General features: G+C 72.0%; 19 protein-coding genes and 1 tRNA gene. 17 read left to right on the top strand and 3 right to left on the bottom strand.

Annotation, left to right across the window (positions count from 1 at the left end; genetic code table 11):
- Nucleotide 1: 1 nt before the first annotated feature.
- Nucleotides 2–601 (bottom strand): DUF937 domain-containing protein, encoded by a 600-nt coding sequence (locus tag J8G10_RS19330; protein WP_285813941.1) that lies wholly within the window; start codon nt 599–601, stop codon nt 2–4.
- A 120-nt stretch (nt 602–721) separates the two neighbouring features.
- On the opposite strand from J8G10_RS19330, the gene hpt reads away from it, so the two are divergent.
- The 11 genes from hpt (at nt 722) to lysS (ending at nt 11,576) form a co-directional block, all read left to right on the top strand.
- Nucleotides 722–1,273 (top strand): hypoxanthine phosphoribosyltransferase, encoded by a 552-nt coding sequence (gene hpt / locus J8G10_RS03265; protein WP_251439247.1) that lies wholly within the window; start codon nt 722–724, stop codon nt 1,271–1,273.
- A gap of 126 nt (nt 1,274–1,399) precedes the next feature.
- Nucleotides 1,400–3,400, top strand: coding sequence for an ATP-dependent zinc metalloprotease FtsH (gene ftsH, locus J8G10_RS03260; protein WP_251439246.1), 2,001 nt, complete (start codon nt 1,400–1,402; stop codon nt 3,398–3,400).
- 3 nt (nt 3,401–3,403) lie between these two features.
- Nucleotides 3,404–4,015 carry a GTP cyclohydrolase I gene (gene folE, locus J8G10_RS03255; protein WP_251439244.1) on the top strand — a complete coding sequence of 204 codons (612 nt, stop codon included), beginning with the start codon at nt 3,404–3,406 and terminating at the stop codon, nt 4,013–4,015.
- Nucleotides 4,012–4,803, top strand: a complete 792-nt coding sequence (gene folP, locus J8G10_RS03250; RefSeq protein WP_251439243.1) for a dihydropteroate synthase — start codon at nt 4,012–4,014, stop codon at nt 4,801–4,803. Before folE ends, folP begins: the two co-directional genes overlap by 4 nt.
- 293 nt (nt 4,804–5,096) lie before the next feature.
- Complete coding sequence (gene folB, locus J8G10_RS03245; RefSeq protein ID WP_251439241.1) at nt 5,097–5,498, top strand: dihydroneopterin aldolase; 402 nt, start codon at nt 5,097–5,099, stop codon at nt 5,496–5,498.
- Nucleotides 5,495–6,052 (top strand): 2-amino-4-hydroxy-6-hydroxymethyldihydropteridine diphosphokinase, encoded by a 558-nt coding sequence (folK, locus tag J8G10_RS03240; RefSeq protein ID WP_251439239.1) that lies wholly within the window; start codon nt 5,495–5,497, stop codon nt 6,050–6,052. Before folB ends, folK begins: the two co-directional genes overlap by 4 nt.
- On the top strand, nt 6,049–6,561 hold the full coding sequence (locus J8G10_RS03235) for a DUF3180 domain-containing protein (protein WP_251439237.1): 513 nt from the start codon (nt 6,049–6,051) through the stop codon (nt 6,559–6,561). The genes folK and J8G10_RS03235 overlap by 4 nt, the downstream gene beginning before the upstream one ends.
- A 61-nt stretch (nt 6,562–6,622) precedes the next feature.
- Complete coding sequence (locus J8G10_RS03230) at nt 6,623–7,180, top strand: PH domain-containing protein (RefSeq protein ID WP_374208753.1); 558 nt, start codon at nt 6,623–6,625, stop codon at nt 7,178–7,180.
- The gene (locus J8G10_RS03225; RefSeq protein ID WP_251439233.1) at nt 7,177–9,129 is read left to right on the top strand and encodes a PH domain-containing protein; all 1,953 of its coding nucleotides are present in this window, start codon (nt 7,177–7,179) and stop codon (nt 9,127–9,129) included. Before J8G10_RS03230 ends, J8G10_RS03225 begins: the two co-directional genes overlap by 4 nt.
- Nucleotides 9,126–9,812: a Rossmann-like and DUF2520 domain-containing protein gene (locus J8G10_RS03220; protein WP_251439231.1), complete on the top strand. Its 687-nt coding sequence runs from the start codon at nt 9,126–9,128 to the stop codon at nt 9,810–9,812. The genes J8G10_RS03225 and J8G10_RS03220 overlap by 4 nt, the downstream gene beginning before the upstream one ends.
- A 228-nt stretch (nt 9,813–10,040) precedes the next feature.
- The gene (gene lysS / locus J8G10_RS03215) at nt 10,041–11,576 is read left to right on the top strand and encodes a lysine--tRNA ligase (RefSeq protein WP_251439229.1); all 1,536 of its coding nucleotides are present in this window, start codon (nt 10,041–10,043) and stop codon (nt 11,574–11,576) included.
- A 47-nt stretch (nt 11,577–11,623) separates the two neighbouring features.
- Here lysS and J8G10_RS03210 read toward each other — a convergent pair whose 3' ends face one another.
- Entirely contained in the window at nt 11,624–12,757 is a 1,134-nt protein-coding gene (locus tag J8G10_RS03210; protein ID WP_251439227.1) for a DUF4192 family protein, read from the bottom strand.
- Nucleotides 12,758–13,041: 284 nt separating this feature from the next.
- On the opposite strand from J8G10_RS03210, the gene J8G10_RS03205 reads away from it, so the two are divergent.
- The 3 genes from J8G10_RS03205 to J8G10_RS03195 all read left to right on the top strand — a co-directional run bounded on the left by J8G10_RS03205 (nt 13,042) and on the right by J8G10_RS03195 (nt 15,630).
- Nucleotides 13,042–13,218 carry a hypothetical protein gene (locus J8G10_RS03205; RefSeq protein ID WP_251439226.1) on the top strand — a complete coding sequence of 59 codons (177 nt, stop codon included), beginning with the start codon at nt 13,042–13,044 and terminating at the stop codon, nt 13,216–13,218.
- A 146-nt stretch (nt 13,219–13,364) separates the two neighbouring features.
- Nucleotides 13,365–14,825, top strand: coding sequence for a cardiolipin synthase (gene cls, locus J8G10_RS03200; RefSeq protein WP_251439225.1), 1,461 nt, complete (start codon nt 13,365–13,367; stop codon nt 14,823–14,825).
- A gap of 97 nt (nt 14,826–14,922) precedes the next feature.
- Nucleotides 14,923–15,630 carry a hypothetical protein gene (locus J8G10_RS03195; protein WP_251439224.1) on the top strand — a complete coding sequence of 236 codons (708 nt, stop codon included), beginning with the start codon at nt 14,923–14,925 and terminating at the stop codon, nt 15,628–15,630.
- Nucleotides 15,631–15,660: 30 nt separating this feature from the next.
- On the opposite strand, the gene J8G10_RS03190 is transcribed toward J8G10_RS03195, so the two are convergent.
- Nucleotides 15,661–16,656: a diacylglycerol kinase family protein gene (locus J8G10_RS03190; protein WP_251439223.1), complete on the bottom strand. Its 996-nt coding sequence runs from the start codon at nt 16,654–16,656 to the stop codon at nt 15,661–15,663.
- Nucleotides 16,657–16,715: 59 nt separating this feature from the next.
- Here J8G10_RS03190 and serS point away from each other — a divergent pair, with 59 nt between their 5' ends.
- The 3 genes from serS (at nt 16,716) to J8G10_RS03175 (ending at nt 19,156) form a co-directional block, all read left to right on the top strand.
- Nucleotides 16,716–18,047, top strand: coding sequence for a serine--tRNA ligase (serS, locus tag J8G10_RS03185; protein ID WP_251439222.1), 1,332 nt, complete (start codon nt 16,716–16,718; stop codon nt 18,045–18,047).
- Nucleotides 18,044–18,895, top strand: a complete 852-nt coding sequence (locus J8G10_RS03180) for an HAD family hydrolase (RefSeq protein ID WP_251439221.1) — start codon at nt 18,044–18,046, stop codon at nt 18,893–18,895. Before serS ends, J8G10_RS03180 begins: the two co-directional genes overlap by 4 nt.
- A gap of 176 nt (nt 18,896–19,071) precedes the next feature.
- Nucleotides 19,072–19,156: transfer RNA gene (locus J8G10_RS03175), tRNA-Ser, on the top strand.
- Nucleotides 19,157–19,205: the final 49 nt, after the last annotated feature.

The following is a 19,205-nucleotide window of genomic DNA, read 5'->3' as shown; positions in this document are numbered from 1 at the left end:
GTTACTTCTTGCCGCCGAGCAGACCGCCGATCAGGCCGCCGATGTCGATGCCGCCGCCACCGCTCGAGCCGGATCCGCCGCCTCCGAGCAGGCCGCCGAGGCCGCCCAGGATGTCGCCGAGGCCGCCGCCGGTGCCGGCCGCCTGGCCCTGCTGCTGGCCGCCGCCGAGCAGGCCTCCGAGGATGTCGCCGAGGCCTCCGCCTCCGCCCGTGGAGCCCTTCTGGCCGTTGGCGATGAGCCCCATGACGATCGGCGCGAGGATCGGCAGCAGCTTGCCGAAGTCGATGCCGGCCGTCTTCTGGTCGCTCGTCAGCGTCTGCGCGACCTGATCGGCGTTGCCGCCGAACACGTGCGACACGATCTTCTCGCCGTCCGCCTCGTCGACGTCGTCGAGCGACGACGCACCGGAGAACCCGTCGTGCTTGGCGAGGGCCGCCTCGATCGCCGCGGATCCCTCGGGGGACTCGGCGTTCTTGGCGAGGCCGCCGATCAGGGCAGCGCCGCCTTCCTGCACCGCCTGCCGGGCGACGTCCTCGCTGACGCCGAGCTTCTGTGCGATGTCGCCGATCGGAACCTGCTTGAGGATCTCGTCGATGTCCATGGGACTCCTTCCGTCCGCGGCGGAGGCTCGGTTCCCCCAAGCGCCACCCCGCCTCATCGCTCACAGTAGCGCTCCGGAGGTTGCCGCGGGAGAACGGATCCGGTCGCGTAAAATCGATCCATGCGCGCTGCGGACATGCCCGATGACCTGACCGAGATCCTCGTCACCGAGGAGGAGATCCGCGCCAAGCTCGACGAGCTCGCCGCGCGGGTCGCCGAGGACTACGCGGGCAAGGATCTGCTGCTGATCGGCGTGCTCAAGGGCGCGGTCATGGTCATGGCCGATTTCGCGCGGGCGCTGCCGTTCTCGGCGCCGATGGACTGGATGGCCGTGTCCAGCTACGGCGCGAGCACGAAGTCGAGCGGCGTCGTGCAGATCCGCAAGGATCTCGACACCGATCTGCACGGCAAGCACGTGCTCATCGTCGAGGACATCATCGACTCCGGTCTCACGCTGAGCTGGCTGCTGGAGAACTTCGCCTCCCGCGGCGCCGAGTCGATCGAGGTGCTCGCGCTGCTGCGCAAGCCCGAGGCCGCCAAGGTCCAGATCGACTGCAAGTACGTCGGCTTCGACATCCCGACGGAGTTCGTCGTCGGCTACGGGCTGGACTACGCGGAGCGCTACCGCAACCTGCGCGACGTCGCGGTGCTGGCCCCGCACGTGTACGCCTGACCGGGCGCGGCGCGGCGAGGAGCGGCGGCATCCGGAGCGGATCCCGCTGCAGCCCCCGGGTTCCCGGTACGCCGTGGGCGAATCCCCAGGAGGGGCCAAGGCCGGTCGCGCTACGCTGATCGGATCATGGATGTCAAGAAGATCACGCGCAATCCGCTCCTCTACGTGGGGCTGATCGGTCTGCTTCTGATCGGCGGGTTCATGCTGATCACCAACCTCGGATCCACTGCGCAGGTCTCGACCCAGGAGGGTCTCGACCTGCTCAAGGGCGGCACCGTCACCAAGGTGGTCAACACCGACGGCGACCAGCGCGTGGACATGACGCTCTCCAAGCCCTACAAGGGATCCGAGAACGTGCAGTTCTACTACGTCCAGGCGCGCGCCGCCGACGTGGTCACGGCGATCGATTCCGCCGCCCCCAAGGACGGCTTCAACGACACCGTGCCCCGGGCCAGCTGGTTCGACACGATCCTCTCGTTCCTCATCCCCGTGCTCCTGCTCGGCCTGCTCTTCTGGTGGCTGCTGTCGAGCGCCCAGGGCGGCAACAGCAAGATCATGCAGTTCGGCAAGTCGCGCGCGAAGCTCGTCAGCAAGGAGAACCCGACGGTCACCTTCGCCGACGTCGCGGGCGCCGACGAGGCCATCGAGGAGCTCCACGAGATCAAGGAGTTCCTGCAGGACCCGGGCAAGTTCCAGGCGATCGGCGCGCGGATCCCGAAGGGCGTGCTGCTGTACGGCCCTCCCGGAACCGGCAAGACCCTGCTCGCCCGTGCGGTCGCCGGCGAGGCGGGCGCCCCGTTCTACTCGATCTCCGGATCCGACTTCGTCGAGATGTTCGTCGGCGTGGGCGCCTCGCGCGTGCGCGACCTGTTCACGCAGGCGAAGGAGAACGCCCCCGCGATCATCTTCATCGACGAGATCGACGCCGTCGGCCGGCACCGCGGTGCGGGCCTCGGCGGCGGCAACGACGAGCGCGAGCAGACGCTCAACCAGATGCTCGTCGAGATGGACGGTTTCGACCCGAACGCGAACGTCATCGTGATCGCGGCGACCAACCGTCCCGACATCCTCGACCCCGCGCTCCTGCGCCCGGGCCGGTTCGACCGGCAGATCGGCGTGGACGCCCCCGACCTCAAGGGCCGCCAGCACATCCTCGAGGTGCACGCGAAGGGCAAGCCGCTCGCCAACGGCGTCGACCTCGAGGTCGTCGCCCGCAAGACTCCCGGTTTCACCGGCGCAGACCTGGCCAACGTGCTCAACGAGGCGGCTCTGCTGACCGCGCGCTCCAACGCGCAGCTCATCGACAACCGGGCCCTCGACGAGGCGATCGACCGCGTCATCGCCGGACCGCAGCGCCGCACCCGCGTGATGAAGGACAAGGAGAAGCTCATCACGGCGTACCACGAGGGCGGTCACGCGCTCGCGGCGGCGGCGATGAACTACACCGACCCGGTCACCAAGATCACGATCCTGCCGCGCGGCAAGGCTCTCGGCTACACGATGGTGCTGCCGCTGGACGACAAGTACTCGGTCACCCGCAACGAGCTTCAGGACCAGCTGACCTACGCGATGGGCGGTCGCGTCGCCGAGGAGATCGTGTTCCACGACCCCACCACCGGCGCCTCGAACGACATCGAGAAGGCGACCTCGATCGCCCGCAAGATGGTGCTCGAATACGGCATGACCACCCAGCTCGGCCCGGTCAAGCTCGGTTCGGAGGGCGGCGAGCCCTTCGCCGGCCGCGACATGGGCCGCGGTCGCGAGTACTCCGAGACCATCGCCGAGCGGGTCGACACGCAGGTGCGCGCGCTCATCGAGCAGGCCCACAACGAGGCGTACGAGGTGCTCAGCGCCAACCGCGACATCCTCGACCGGCTCGCCCGCGAGCTGCTCGAGAAGGAGACGCTGGACCACAACCAGATCGCGGACATCTTCACCGAAGTGCGCAAGCTCCCGGAGCGCCCGCAGTGGCTGTCGAGCGAAGACCGCCCGGTCTCGCTGCTGCCCCCGATCGAGATGCCGCAGCGCGGCGTCGAGACCGGTGTCGCGGCCAACGAGGCGGCTCCGGCCGCCCCGGCGCGCAAGCCGGCCGCGGGCGGCGGGAAGCCGCGCCCCGCGACGGCCTGAGCGATGACCGTCGACCGGGAGCGCGTCGCCGCACTCACCCGTGAACTCCTGCTCGCGATCGGCGAGGATCCGGAGCGCCCGGGCCTGAAGCAGACGCCGCAGCGGATGGCCGACCTCTACGCGGAGTTCTTCGCCGGCGTCGGCGAGGACCCCGGAGCCCCGCTCGCGCACACGATCAGCGTCTCGCACGGCCCCGCGCCGGACACGCTGCCCTCGGGCGCCGTGCTGCTGCGGGGGATCCGGTTCCGCTCGGTGTGCGAGCACCATCTGCTGCCGTTCGCGGGGCACGCGCACATCGCGTACCTGCCGGGGGAGCAGGTCGTCGGCCTCGGCGCCCTGGTGAAGGTCGTGGAGATCCTCGCGTCCCGCCCGCAGGTGCAGGAGCGGCTCGGAGAGCAGGTCGCCGACGCGATCGCCGCGCACCTCGACGCGCGGGGGGTGCTCGTGGTCATGGACGCGGTGCACGGCTGCGTGACCATGCGCGGCGCGCGGCAGACCGAGGCGTCCACGCTGACCATCGCGGCGCGCGGCGCCTATGCGGATCCGGTCGCGCGCGCCGAGCTCATCGCGCTGATCGGCGCGGGCCCCTCGACGGGCTCGGGGACCGCGGCGTGACCGCGGTCTGGGGGATCGTCAACGCCACGCCCGATTCGTTCAGCGACGGCGGGCGGTACTCCGACGCGGAGAGCGCCGTCGCGCACGGACTGCTGCTGCGCGCGCAGGGCGCCGACGTGCTCGACATCGGCGGGGAGTCGACCCGCCCCGGAGCCGAGCGGGTGTCCGTCGCCGAGGAGCAGCGCCGCGTGCTGCCGGTCATCGAGCGTCTCGCCGCGGAGGGGATCCCGGTGAGCGTCGACACCCTCAACGCATCCACGGCGCTCGCGGCCGTGCAGGCCGGGGCGCGGATCGTGAACGACGTGTCGGGCGGCCTCGCGGATCCGGAGATGCTCGCCGCGGTCGCCGAATCGGGCGCCGACATCGCGCTCGGGCACTGGCGCGGGCCGTCCTCGGACATGTACGCCCGTGCGGAGTACGGGCGCGTCGGACGCGAGGTGGCCGGCGAGCTGCGCGAGCGCGTGGCCGCCGCGGCCGCTGCGGGGATCGCCCCGTCGCGGATCATCGTGGATCCCGGTGTCGGCTTCGCCAAGACGACCGGGCAGAACTGGGACCTGCTGCGCGAGCTCTCCGACGTCGTTGCCCTCGGGCCGCGCGTGCTCGTGGGAACGTCGCGCAAGCGCTTCCTCGCCGACGCCCTCGGCGCCGATGCCGACGAGGCGCGCAAGGACCTGGCGACCGCCGTGACGAGCGTGCTCGCCGCGCGGGCGGGGGCGTGGGCCGTGCGGGTGCACGACGTCGCCGCGACGCGCGACGCCCTCGCCGTGCTCGGCGCCTGGGACGGCTGAGGCCGCGCCGCGACGGGCGCCGCGCCGGACGGGCGCCGCGCCGCGCCGGGCGCCGCGCCGGACGGGCGCCGGGCACCGGTCTCGCCGGGTGGCGGGCCGTTGTGCAGGGAGGCCGAGCCGTTGTGCAGGGTGCCGGGCGGCCGTCGCCGAGAGGTGGGCCGGAATTCCGCGGCGGATGGGGCGACGGGATGTGACCCTGCGGGCGGTGGCCCTGCAGAACGCCGGGGGTCCCTGCACAACGGCCGCGGTTGTGGACAGCGGCGTTGACGCGGCCTCCGCCGTAGGCTGGGGGCATGGAATTCCTCGACGGCATCACGCTCACCGGACTGACCGTGTTCGGCCGGCACGGCGTCTACGAGCACGAGCGCGAGAACGGCCAGGACTTCGTGGTGGATCTGCGCCTGCACCTCGCGCTGCGCGCCGCCGCCGCGAGCGACGACGTGGCGGACACCGTGCACTACGGCGAGCTCGCGGAGCGCGTCGCGGCGATCGTCGCCGGAGAGCCGGTCAACCTGCTGGAGACCCTCGCGGTGCGGATCGCCGACGCCGTGCTGGAGGACAAGCGCGTGAAGATCGTCGAGGTCACCGTGCACAAGCCGCAGGCGCCGATCCCGCTGACGTTCGGGGACGTGTCGATCACCGTGCAGCGCGTGCAGCACGGACACGAGCAGCGGCCCGTGACGGGGGCGGCATGACACCCCCGAGCCGCCCGATCCCGCCCGTTCCGCGCGGGCGACGGCTGCCCGCACTCGATCCTCGTCCGGAGGACGAGCCGGTCGAGGCGGTCGTCGCGCTCGGCTCGAACCTCGGAGACACCGCCGCCACGATCGACGATGCCGTGCGCGCGATCCGCCGGCTGCCCCTCGTCGACGAGGTGCGCGTCTCGCGGACCTTCACGACGGTCGCGCTGCGTCCGGACGGCCCGGATCCGGATGCCCCGGAGTTCGCCAATGCCGTCGCCATCGTCACCACCCGTCTCGCGCCGCAGGTGCTGCTCGGCATGCTGCACGCGATCGAGGAGGAGCACGGGCGCGTCCGGGCCGAGCGCTGGGGCGACCGCACCCTCGACCTCGACCTCATCGCGTACGGCGACATGCGCAGCGACGATCCCCACCTGCTCCTGCCGCATCCGCGTGCCTTCGAGCGCGCCTTCGTGCTGGAGCCGTGGCTCGAGGTGGATCCGGATGCGGTGCTGCCGGGCCGCGGCCCGGTAGCCGACCTACTGGCCGGACTCGAGGACGGCGCATGAGGCGCATCTCCCCGGTGCTGCTGCTCGTGCTGGCGCTCGCCGGCGCAGCGGCGGGATTCCTCGTCGACCACGCGCTGACGACGGCGGGTCGGGCGACGTTCACGCCGTCGATCGTGCTGCCGATCTTCCTCGTGCTGCTGGCGGCCGCCGTGCTCGCCCTCGCCTGGCCGATCCGGCGCAGCACCCGCACCGCCGCGCGAGCCAGGGTCGACCCCTTCCGCGCCGTGCGGATCGCGATGCTGGCCCGCGCGTCGAGCCTGGTGGGCGCGGTCATCACCGGATTCGGCATCGGGCTCGGCGCCTATCTGCTCTCCCGACCGATCGCACCGCCGCTAGGCTCGATCATCGCGACCGCTCTCGCGGCGCTCGTGCTCACGGTCGCCGCGGTGATCGCCGAGAGCTTCTGCCTGCTGCCCGGAGATGGGCCCCCCGACCCCGACGGCCAGAACGGGCCGCGCCTGGAGGACGACGATGACGATTCCCGAGCCGCCGCAGACCCCGGGCACTGATCCCGTCGCGCCGCCGACCAGGGCGCAGGCGCGCGCCCGGTCCGCGAGCAACGCTCCCGCTGTGCACTCCGCACCCGCCTCGGCGCCCGCGCTCGATGAGGGGACCTATCCGGCGCTACGCACTCCGACGGGTCGTGGAGCGCTGGCGCTCGACGGATCCTGGCACCAGATCTCGCCCAAGTACGTGATCGCCGAAGTGCTGCTGCGGCTGATCCTGCTCGTCGTGATCGCGGTCGGCGCGTATGCGGCGACGACCCTTCTCGCTCAGCCGTGGCCGTGGGCCTGGACGGTCGCCGGTGTGATCGCGGTCTGGGTCGTGGTCGAGCTCGTGATCCTGCCGCGGCAGGCCAGGGCCATCGGGTACATGCTGCGCGCCGACGACATCGTGTTCCGGCGCGGGATCCTCTGGCAGCGGATGATCGCGGTTCCCTACGGCCGGATGCAGCTCGTCGACATCACCCGGGGCCCGGTCGACCGGGCCTTCGGGATCGCCAAGCTCAAGCTCGTCACCGCCGCGGCGACCACCGGCGTGGAGATCCCCGGGATGACGGAGGACGCCGCGGAGGCCCTGCGCGACACGCTCATCGACGTCGCCGAGATGCGCCGGACGGGCCTGTGAGCACGCCGCAGCAACCGCAGGGGCCGTTCGGCGCCCCGCCGATCACCTCGCAGGCCCCGGCGCAGGCGCGTCCTGCCGCGACGACGCTCGCCGACGGCGAGTGGCATCGGATGCATCCGCTCACCCCGCTCATGAAGGGCGGGCTGGTGCTGGTGATCGTGCTCGGGTATCTGATCGCGAACCTGCGGGAGCGGATCCTGGAGTGGTTCATCTCGCTGGTCACCCCCGCGCACGTCCCCGCGTTCGGCGGGGATCCCGTCGACTGGGTGGTCGACAACAACCTCGTGATCGTGGTGCTGCTGGGGGTCGTCGGGCTCGCCGTGCTGCTGGTGGCGCTGTTCTGGCTGATGTGGCGCTTCCACCAGTTCCGCATCACCGACGCGCACGTCGAGGTGCGCAAGGGCGTGATCTTCCGCTCGCATCGGCGTGCCCCGCTCGATCGCGTGCAGGGCGTGAACCTCACCCGGCCGTTCCCCGCACGCCTCATCGGGCTCGCGAAGCTCGAGGTCGACGGCGCCGGCAACGACGCGAACGTGCCCCTGGAGTACCTGTCGACGGCGAAGGCGGAGTCGGTGCGCGCCGACATCCTCCGCCTCGCCTCGGGAGCGCGTCACGCACGCGAGGCGACGCGGGGCGCCGCCGACCCCGCCGCGGCCCGCACGATGCGCGCCCAGCTCGCCGCCTCGATGGACGCCGGGGTCACGGGGCTCATCGCGGGCGTCGATCTCGACGACATCGCGCCGGAGCATGTGCTGCGGATCCCCGCCGGGCGTCTCGTGGGATCGCACATCCTCTCCGGCCTGGTCTGGCTGGCCCTGTTCGGAGCGATCTTCGTGTGCGCCATGATCGGCACGCTCCCGGCGGTGCTGTCCGAGGTCGGTCCGGCGGGTGGAGCGATCGCTGCGGGCATCGCGCTCGCGATGGGCATCCCCCTGCTGCTCGCGGCCGTCGCGGTCACCTGGAGCAGGATCGCGCGAGCGCTGCGCTACTCCATCGCGCCGACCCCCGACGGTGTGCGGATCACGTTCGGCCTGTTCACGACGGTGACCGAGACGATCCCGCCGGGACGAATCTTCGCCGTCGAGGTGATGCAGCCCCTGCTGTGGCGCCCGTTCGGCTGGTGGTCGGTGCGGATCAACCGGATGAGCGGCAAGACCGCCTCCCAGCAGCAGTCCAGCCAGGCGCAGCAGTTCAACATCGTGCTGCCGGTCGGTGTCCGCGCCGATGTCGAGCGGGTGCTGGGGCTGATCCTTCCCGACGTGCCCGCCGACGTGCTGCCGCTGATCTGGGAGCAGGGCGTGCTCGGCCCCGTCGCCGGCGACCCGTACGCCACGATCCCGCCGCGGGCGTGGTGGCGTCGGCCGCTGTCCTGGCGCCGGCACGGTGCGGCGCTCACCGACTTCGCCCTGCTGCTGCGACGGGGGCGGATCTGGCGTCAGCTGGCCGTCTTCCCCCTCGCGCGCCTGCAGGGATTCTCCCTGCACCAGGGGCCGATCGATCGCGTCCAGCGCGTCGCGAAGGCTCAGGCGCACTCCGCCCTCGGCCCGGTGCGCGGCGGTGTGTCCGGTCTCGACGCCGAGGTGCTGCTCGGCATGCTGAACACCCTGTCGACTTCGGCCGCGAGGGCCGCCGCCGAAGACCGCGCGCACCGCTGGGCGGAGGAGCGCGAGGCGGTCCCCGGCGCGGTTCCCGGGGTCCTGGTTCCCGGCGCGATCCCCGCATTCTCCCTGCCTGGCGCGGACCCTGGTCCCGGCGCACCCTCCCCGAGCCCCCTGGCGCCGGTCCCCGGCGCGCACCCCGCGGTCCCGCTGACCGACGGGGACCCTGCTACCGGTGCACCCTCCCCGAGTCCCTTGGCGCCAGTCCCCGGCGTGCACCCCGCGGTCCCCCCGACCGACGGGCACGGCCTGCCGGACGCACTCGGCGGTACGGCGGAGAGCACGTCATGACCCGCGCGGGGCGCCTCACCATCGGCATCATCGGGGCGGGCCACGTGGGACCGGTGATCGGCGCTGCGCTCGCCGGCGTCGGTCATGCCGTCGTCGGCATCACGGCGGGATCCGATCCCGACCGCGCGGCCGCCGTGCTCCCCGGGGTCGCGGTGATGGCGGCTCCCGAGGTCGTCGCCGCGGCGCAGCTCGTGGTGCTCGCGGTGCCGCACGACCAGCTGCCCGGTCTGGTCGCGGGTCTCGCCGAGGTCGGCGCCTGGCAGCCGGGGCAGCTCGTGCTGCACACGGATCCCGCCTTCGGCACGGACGTCCTGGAACCCGCGGTGCGCAGCGGGGCCATTCCGCTCGCCGTGCATCCGGCCATCTCGTTCACCGGAACGACGCTCGACCTGCGACAGCTGAACGCGTCGTATGCGGCGGTGACCGCGCCCGCGATGGTGCTGCCGATCGCGCAGGCGCTCGCCGTCGAGCTGGGCTGCGAGCCCGTGGTGATCGATGAGGCGGACCGGCCGGCGTACGCCGAGGCGATCGCCACGGCGTCCGAGTTCGCGCGCTCGATCGTGGGTCAGGCGACGGGCATCCTGCGCGGCATCGGCGTGGAGAATCCCGGCGGCTACCTGTCCGCGCTCGTCTCGTCGACCTTCGACCGGGCCCTGCGCGAGGCGTCGACCGGCCTCTCCTGACCGCGAGACCGAACCTGCGTCGCGAGACCGAGCGACTTTCCCTGGGTCTCGCGACGCGGTTTCGGTCTCGCGGCGGTCGCGGCTCGGGAGGGAGCCAGTCGCGCGGCGAGTGCAGGGAGGGAGGGAGCCGGGGGCAGGGCGGGAGGGAGCCGGTCGCGCGGCGGGCGCGCAGCGGGACCCGAGGCGGGCGCCGGTAGACTTGACGCCGACTTCCGAGGAGCCCCACCCATGACTGACGCGCCGGCGCCGACCCCCGATAGCAGCGACCCCGCGGCAGGCGCCGCGGAGGACACCTTCGAGCAGCGGGCGGTGCGTCTGGCCAAGCGCGAGCGGCTGATCGCCGACCGCGCGGATGCCGCCGGGGGTGCGTTCCCCGTGGCCGTGCCGGTCACGCACACGATCCCCCAGCTGCGCGCCGAGTACGGCGAGCTCGAGCCGGGCGCCGAGACGGGCGTGCTCGTCGGCGTGGCCGGCCGCGTGGTGTTCAGCCGCAACACGGGCAAGCTCTGCTTCGCCTCGCTGCAGGCCGGCGACGGATCCCGGATCCAGGCGATGATCTCGCTCGCCAACGTGGGGGAGGAGTCGCTCGCGCGCTGGAAGGAGCTCGTCGACCTCGGCGACCACGTGTTCGTGCACGGCGAGGTGATCTCGAGCCGCCGCGGCGAGCTGTCGATCATGGCCGATGACTGGGCGATCGCGTCGAAGGCGATCCTGCCGCTGCCCAACGCCTACGGCGAGCTCAGCGAGGAGGGCCGCGTGCGCAGCCGCTTCCTCGACCTCATCCTGCGCGATCAGGCCCGCAGCACCGTGCGCGCCCGTGCGGCGGTCAACGCGAGCCTGCGCCAGACGTTCACGGGCCACGGCTTCCTCGAGGTGGAGACCCCGATGCTGCAGGTGCAGCACGGCGGTGCCTCCGCGCGCCCGTTCATCACGCACTCGAACGCCTTCGACACCGAGCTCTATCTGCGCATCGCACCGGAGCTGTACCTGAAGCGCGCCGTCGTCGGCGGCATCGAGCGGGTGTACGAGATCAACCGCAACTTCCGCAACGAGGGCGCCGACTCCACCCACAGCCCCGAGTTCGCGATGCTCGAGGCCTACCAGGCCTACTCCGACTACAACGGCATCGCCGACCTCACCCAGGAGCTGATCCAGAACGCCGCGATCGCGGTGGCCGGATCCACCCTGGTCACCTGGGCGGACGGCACCGAGTACGACCTCGGCGGCCAGTGGGACCGCATCTCGATGTACGACTCCCTCTCCGAGGCGGCGGGGCGCACGTTCACCCCGTCCGACCCGGTCGCCGAGCTCGTCGCGTTCGCCGAGGCGAACGGCGTCGAGGTGCCGCCGCATGCGACCCACGGCAAGCTCATCGAAGAGCTCTGGGAGCACTACGTCAAGGGCGGGCTGGAGCGGCCGACCTTCGTCATGGACTTCCCCGTCGACACCTCCCCGCTCGTGCGCGAGCACCGCTCGATCCCGGGCGTCGTGGAGAAGTGGGATCTGTACGTGCGCGGCTTCGAGCTGGCCACGGGATACTCCGAGCTCATCGACCCGGTCATCCAGCGCGAGCGCTTCGTCGAGCAGGCCAAGCTCGCGGCCGGCGGCGACCTCGAGGCCATGCGCGTGGACGAGGAGTTCCTGCGCGCCCTCGAGCACGGCATGCCGCCCACGGGCGGAATGGGCATGGGGATCGACCGCCTGCTCATGGCGGTCACCGGACTCGGGATCCGCGAGACGATCCTGTTCCCGCTCGTGAAGTGACCCCCTCCCGTCTCTGAGGTGACGCGATCCGTCGCGGCTCCCGCCCGTCAGGGAACCGCGACGCCGAACGCCCAGTCCGGCAGCATGCCGGACTCCACCAGGGTGCGCAGCAGCCGCGCGAAGCTGAGGTCGGGATCGGCCTCCTGCGCCTGGTCCAGGTAGCGCGCGGCGTGCGTCGAGCGTCCGAGCGCCCAGGAGAGCCAGGCCGCGGCCGCGAGCGGCCCGCCTCGGGCCTGCCGCGGCGCGAGCGCGATCGTGCGGCGCAGGAGCGCGAGCGCCACGCCCAGCCGGTCGGGGTCGGGGCGCGGGCCGAGCCCGATCAGGATGCCCCCGACATCGGCCGGCACCTCTTTCCCGGTCGCGCTGTGGTCGAGCTGCGCGGCCAGTGCCCGGTCGCCCTGATCGATGCTGCTCGCCCACTGGACGAGGGCGACGTCGCGCAGGATGGGACGGTTGAGCACCCACACGAGCGCCGCGGTCGCGAACGGCGACGCCGTCTCGGGCGCGTCGAGCACCTCGTCGAGGAACGACGGCAGGTCGTCGAGCAGGAGAGCGGTCTCGTGCGCGCGCGGGTCGATGCGGACGGCCCCGGTCGGAGCGCTGCGGTTCGGCCCGGCGGGGCCCAGCACGCGTTCCAGGGCGAGCAGGGCCCGTCCCACGTACTCCGCCGCGAACAGGCCGGGTCGGGGGAGCTCCATGCCGCTGAACTGGTCCGGCGCGGGACCGGCGAACCCGGGCACGAGCGGCGGAGCGGGCAGGTCGGACAGCGGATGCGGCGGAGCCTCCCGGTCCCGGTAGTCCGACCAGGACTCGGCGCCGACGTGCAGCGCCTCGATGATGTGCAGTCCGGCCGCCTGCCCGTGCCGGAGGAGCGCCTCGACCAGGGCGGACGCGGGCCGTGCGTCGCCGGTCGCCGCATCCTCCGCGTCGGCGTAGACCGCGACCACGAGACCGTCCGCTCCGGCGACGCGGAGCACGAGCCTCATCGCGGCCGAGGCGAACACCTCCGGCGACGGCCGCGTCGGGTCCGCCGCGTCCGGAAGGTCGAAGCGGAGCGCGCCCGCGGTGCGCGAGCGGCGGAAGGGCAGCAGCACCACGGAGTCGCGCGGGGTGAAGCCGGTGAGCACGGGGATGGCGGCGAGCAGCTCGGGGGCGCCTGCGGCATGGACGATCGTTGTCATGGATCCAGGATCGGCACCGGGCAGGATCCGATTCCGCGCCAGGAACGGAACGGGGGATAACTCGTCGAAGATCCCGATTGTGCGGACCGGAGGGTCGTCCCGGCGTGCGGCGATCCGCTCCGGCGACGCACGGGGAGGGGACGCACGGGAGGGGACTCGCGGGCGATCCGCTCCCGCGACGCGGGGGAGGGCCCGCGGGCGGATCCGCTCCCGCGACGCGGGGGAGGGCGTGCGGGCGATCCGCTCCCAGCCGGCGCACCAGCCCTCGCAGGTAGGATCGAAGCATGGACGATTTCTGGGTGGCCGCCGCGTGGTCGGTGATTCCCACCATCGTCGTCTGCGTCGTGTTCTGGTTCGTGCTGCGCGGGATCCTGCGCTTCGACCGCACCGAGCGGCAGACCCACGCGCGCATCGAGGCCGAGGAGCGCGCCGCACGGGGCCTTCCTCCCCGCTCCTCCTGACGCGCTGACGCCGCGGCCGCACCCCGTGGAGGCGTGCGCGTCCGGTCCGCTGCGGAGCGATCCGCCTCCCCGGGGTTGTCCGTCGCAGCCGCTACTGTGGGACGAAGTCGCCGATCGGCGGCGCACCCCGGCTCAGGAGTACGTGCATGACGCCCGATGCGTGGCCCTGGTGGATCGTCGCCTTCGGTGTCGCGGTCGACATCACGATCCGCGTGATCGCGATCATCGTCGTGCCCCGCAACCGCCGTCCCACCGCCGCGACCGCCTGGCTCCTCGCGATCTACTTCATCCCCTACATCGGCGTGCTGCTGTTCCTGCTGATCGGGAACCCGCGGCTGCCGCGCGCGCGGCGCAAGAAGCAGGAGCTCATCAACGAGACCATCGCCGAGGTCACCAAGGACCTGCATCTCGGCACGCCTCGGCCCGGTACGCCCGAGTGGCTGAGGTCGCTCATCGGAATGAACCAGCGCCTCGGCGCGCTGCCGCTCTCCGGCGACAACGGCGCGCATCTCATCTCCGACTATCAGGCCTCGCTCGACGCCATGGCCGACGCGATCCGGAGCGCGCAGCAATACGTCCACGTGGAGTTCTACATCCTGCAGTCGGACGCCGCGACCGACAACTTCTTCCGCGCGATGGAGGAGACGGCCGCCCGCGGGGTGCCCGTGCGCGTGCTCCTGGACCACTGGGCCAACCGGTGGAAGCCGCGCTACAAGCAGACCATCCGCCGGCTGGACGCGATGGGCGCCGACTGGCATCTGATGCTGCCGGTGCAGCCGCTCAAGGGACGCACTCAGCGGCCCGACCTGCGCAACCATCGCAAGCTCCTCGTCGTGGACAGCGAGGTCGCCTTCCTGGGGTCGCAGAACGTCACCGACTCGACCTACAACCTGCCCAAGAACATCAAGCGCGGGCTGCACTGGGTCGACCTCATGGTGCGCGTCGACGGACCGGTCGTCGCGAGCGTGAACGCCGTGTTCCTGTCCGACTGGTACAGCGAGACCGACGACGTGCCGGAGTCGGTCGACTTCGTCGCGACGCACAACGGCTCCGGCGATCTGGACTGCCAGATCGTGCCGTCCGGTCCCGGATTCGAGGCCGAGAACAACCTGCGCCTGTTCCTCGGGCTGCTCTACGCCGCCAAGCGCAAGATCATGATCGTCAGCCCCTACTTCGTACCGGACGAGGCGCTGCTGCTCGCGGTGTCCACCGCCTGCGACCGGGGCCTCCAGGTCGAGCTGTTCGTCTCCGAGGAGGGCGACCAGGCGGTCGTCTACCACGCGCAGCGCAGCTACTACGAGGCGCTGCTGCGGGCCGGTGTGCGGATCTGGATGTACCGCAAGCCGTACATCCTGCACACCAAGAGCCTGACGGTCGACGACGATGTCGCGGTCATCGGATCCAGCAACATGGACATGCGCTCCTTCGGCCTCAACCTGGAGATCTCGATGCTCGTGCGCGGCGAGGAGTTCGTCCAGGAGGTGCGCGCGGTGGAGGATCGCTACCGGGAGCTGAGCCGAGAGCTCACCCTCGAGGAGTGGCTGCAGCAGCCGCTGCGCTCCACGGTGCTGGACAACCTCGCCCGCCTCACATCGTCGCTGCAGTAGCCCTCGGATCCGCGGGCCGGTCGCCGATCGCCTCCGTGCACGAGCCGTTGCACGCAGGGGCATGGCCCGCACACGTCCGCCTGGATAGCATGTGGCCATGAGGATCCGCACCGGCCTGACCATCGCGGCGCTCGCCGCGTCGCTGACGATCGCACTGTCGGGCTGTGCGCAGCTCGAACCGGTGGGCAGCCCGATCCCCACCGCTGAGCCGACGTCGGCTCCGGAGCCGTCCACGGACCCCGCGGCCGCGTGGCTGGACGGCGGCCGCGGCATCGGCCTGGTCACGTTCGGGTCCTCGTCGCTCGCGTGCACGCCGGTCGCCGAGGACGTCACCGCCGACGGACAGGCCATCACCGTGACCCTCGCGGAGCCGGATGCGAAAGCGGTCTGCACCGCCGACTTCACCGCGCGCGGAACCTACATCGCCGTCCCCGAGTCCGTGGATCCCAAGGCGGACGTCACGGTGTCGTTCCGGGGGACCGGGTTCCAGGGGCTCGTGCCGCTCAGCGGCGGCGGGGCGCTCAGCCCGGTCGCCGACGGCAAGCCCACTGCCGGCTGGTTCTCGTCGACCGGGATCCTGCTGCTGACCTGGGGTTCGTCGACCTGTCGTCCGGTCGTGTCCGATCTCGCCGAGGAGGCGTCCGGCGCGACCGTGACCTTCGCCTCCGATGCCAAGCAGGCCTGCACGATGGACTTCGTCCCGCGCGTCACCGTCCTCGAGGTGAAGGCGCCGGCCGATCCTTCCTCCTACACGCTGACGCTCAAGGGCGGGGGCCTGGACGGGGAGGTGCCGGTCGCGGGCTGAACGCCCGCGTCCTTCCGGACGGCGGCCCGGTCAGGCCGGGCTGATCACGTGCCCGGCGGGCACCGCGACCAGCAGCGCTCCCGGGTCGATGCGGCAGCGGATCCGCACGGCCTCCCCGAACTCGTCGCCATCCAGCTCGACGGGCGCGGGATCGGTGGTCGCGGCCTCGGCATCGCGCCCGCGGAGGTAGCGGATCGAGTTGCCGGACCCGGTGAGCTCGATGACCCGCCGGCCCGCCTTGCTGCGCCGCAGCACGGAGTTCTGCCACCACACGGTGCGCCACACCGCGATCCAGCCGAACGGGCCCCGCGCCTGGATCACCGCGACGTCGAGATCGCCGTCGGTGATCGACGCGTCCGGGATGAGCGCGATGCCCGCGGGCAGCGCGCCGCAGTTGGCGAAGAGCATGCTGTGCACCTTGACCGAGTGCAGCCTGAGGTCCTCGACCGCGTACATGATGCGGAAGGGCCTCGCCCCGGGCAGGGAGCGCGCCGCGCCGTCGACGTAGGCGACCCAGCCCACCGACTTCTTCAGCCCCGGCCGGGTGTTCGCGATCATGTGGGCGTCGAGGCCGATGCCGGCGAGCACGACGAACCCGTGCTCCTGCACGTCTCCGTCCTGCCGGGTCAGCTCTGCCCAGCCGATGTCGACCGGATGCCGGTCGCCGTGGAAGACGGCATCGATGGCCGCGGCGGGGGCGTCCAGCGCAAGGCCCAGGTTGCGGGCGAGCAGGTTGCCGGTGCCGCTGGGCACGATCGCCAGGGGCACCCCGGTTCCCGACATCGCCTCCGAGACGGCGCGCACGGTGCCGTCGCCGCCGGCCACGAGCACGGCCGCGACCCCGCGGTCGAGTGCGATCCGGGTCGCGCGCTGACCCGGATCCTCGACCGAGGTCTCGATGATGACGGGCTCGTCCCAGCCGGCCTGGGCCGACAGCGATCGCAGCAGCCCGACCAGCCGCGGGGCGTCGGCCTTCACCGGGTTGACGACGAGTGCGGCGCGCGGGCGTCCGGCCTCGTCAGTCATGCGCTCAGCCTAGTCCGCGGCCCAGGAGGCACCGTCCTGCGACGCCCTAGACTTGAACGGTGATCGACCTCGCCCTTCTCCGCGACGAGCCAGAGCTCGTCCGTCAGTCCCAGGCCGCGCGCGGCAACGCGCCCGAGACCGTCGATGCGGCGATCGAGGCCGACCGATCGCGCCGCGCCGCGCTCGCGGCGTTCGAGGAGCTGCGCGCCGAGCAGAACGCGTTCGGCAAGCAGGTCGCGAAGGCGCCGAAGGAGGAGAAGGTCGCCCTGGTCGCGCAGGCGAAGGATCTCGCCGAGCGCGTGAAGCAGGCGCAGGCCGCGTCGAACGAGGCCGCCGAGGTCGCCGCCGACGCGCTCGCCGCGATCGAGAACGTGGTGATCGACGGGGTGCCCGCCGGAGGCGAGGAGGACTTCGTCGAGCTGCGTTGTGTGGGGGAGACCCCGACCTTCGACTTCGAGCCCCGCGATCACCTCGCGATCGGCGAACTGCTCGGCGCGATCGACATGGAGCGCGGCGCGAAGGTCTCCGGCGCCCGGTTCTACTTCCTCACCGGGATCGGCGCGCGCCTCGAGATCGCGCTCATGAACCTCGCCCTCGACAAGGCGCTCTCCGCCGGGTTCACCCCCATGATCGTGCCGACCCTCGTCCGGCCCGAGATCATGCAGGGAACCGGATTCCTCGGCAACCACGCCGACGAGGTCTACCACCTCGACAAGGACGACGACCTGTACCTCGTCGGCACGAGCGAGGTGGCCCTGGCCGGCTATCACTCCGGCGAGATCGTGGACCTCACCCGCGGCGCCCTGCGCTACGCGGGCTGGTCCACCTGCTACCGCCGCGAGGCCGGGTCCTACGGCAAGGACACCCGCGGCATCATCCGCGTGCACCAGTTCAACAAGCTCGAGATGTTCGTCTACACGACCCCGGAGGACGCCGAGGCCGAGCACCTGCGCCTCGTCGCGCTGCAGGAGGAGATGCTCACCGCGCTCGGGCTGTCCTACCGGGTGATCGACGTCGCCGCCGGGGATCTCGGATCCAGCGCCGCGCGCAAGTACGACATCGAGGCGTGGGTGCCGACCCAGGGTGCGTTCCGCGAGCTCACCTCCACCTCGAACTGCACCACGTACCAGGCGCGCCGGCTCGACATCCGGCACCGCCCCGCCGCCCCGGCGGGCTCGAGCGAGGGCGGCGCGAAGACGCAGCACGTGGCGACCCTGAACGGCACGCTCGCCACCACGCGCTGGATCGTCGCGATCCTCGAGACGCACCAGCAGGAGGACGGATCCGTGCGGGTGCCGGAGGTGCTCCGGCCCTATCTCGGCGGGCTCGAGGTGCTGCGGCCCCTCGGCGCCCCTTCGGCGGGCTCGGGGACCGAGGGCGCGGACGCATGACCTCGCCCTGGCTCATCGCCCTCGACATCGACGGCACCATCCTGCTGCAGGACGAGACGATGAGCCCCGGCGTCGTCGACACGGTGGCTCGCGCGCGCGACGCCGGCCACGAGGTCATGCTCGCCACCGGGCGCAGCTGGATGGCGACGCATCGCTTCCTGGACGCCCTCGACATCCGGCCCGAGTACGTCGTGTGCTCGAACGGCGCGGTCACGATGCGCCGCAAGGACGACGTGACCCCCGGCCCTGCCTCCGAGGGCTACGAGCGCTGGAACGTGGAGACGTTCGACCCCACCGCGGTGCTGGAGCTGCTGCACGACCGCCTGCCCGACGCGCGGTACATGGTGGAGCTGGGATCCGGTCAGCGTCTGTACACGGCGGAGCTCGACGACTGGACGCTCGACGGCGGCCGCGAGGTGCTGTTCGACGAGCTCGGCGTCGAGGAGGTGTCGCGCGTCGTCGTGGTCTCGCCCGGCCACGACGAGGACGACTTCCACCGGCTGGTGCAGGATGCGGGGCTCAACGAGGTGTCGTACGCCATCGGCTGGACCGCGTGGCTCGACATCGCCCCGCGCGGCGTCGACAAGGGCACGGCGCTCGCCCGCGTGCAGGACGCGCGAAACGATGCGGGCGACCATGTCTTCGTCGCCGGGGACGGCCGCAACGACCTCGGGATGTTCTCCTGGGCGCGCGGCCTCGGCGGCCGGGCCGTGGCCATGGGGCAGGCTCCGGACGAGGTCAGGGCGGCGGCGGGCGAGGTCACCGGAGACGTCGAGGATGGCGGCCTCGCAGCCGCGATCGAGCGCATCGTGCTCGCGGTCCCCGCGGCGGGCGCCCGGAGGGTTTGAGCGCGGTGCGCCCCACTGGCGGTGCGCCCCACTGGCGGTGCGTCCTTCCGACGGCTGACCTGGGCCTCCGTTCAGGGGCTGTCCAGGCGTTCCGGGCACAATGGGGATGCGCTCATCAGGCGCCGCCCGGTTCTCCGTTAGACTCGACCCCTGTTCGGCATGCGAAGGCATGCCGAGGAGAGTTGTCCGAGCGGCCGAAGGACCTGGTCTTGAAAACCAGTGGGCAGCAATGTCCCGTGGGTTCGAATCCCACACTCTCCGCTGAGTGAGCGCAGGGTGGCGCGGGTCACCCGCAGATCCGTGAAAGGCA

Source organism: Microbacterium sp. USTB-Y, from assembly GCF_023703415.1.
Classification (GTDB): Bacteria; Actinomycetota; Actinomycetes; order Actinomycetales; family Microbacteriaceae; genus Microbacterium.
This window is presented reverse-complemented; position numbering and strand designations above follow the sequence as displayed.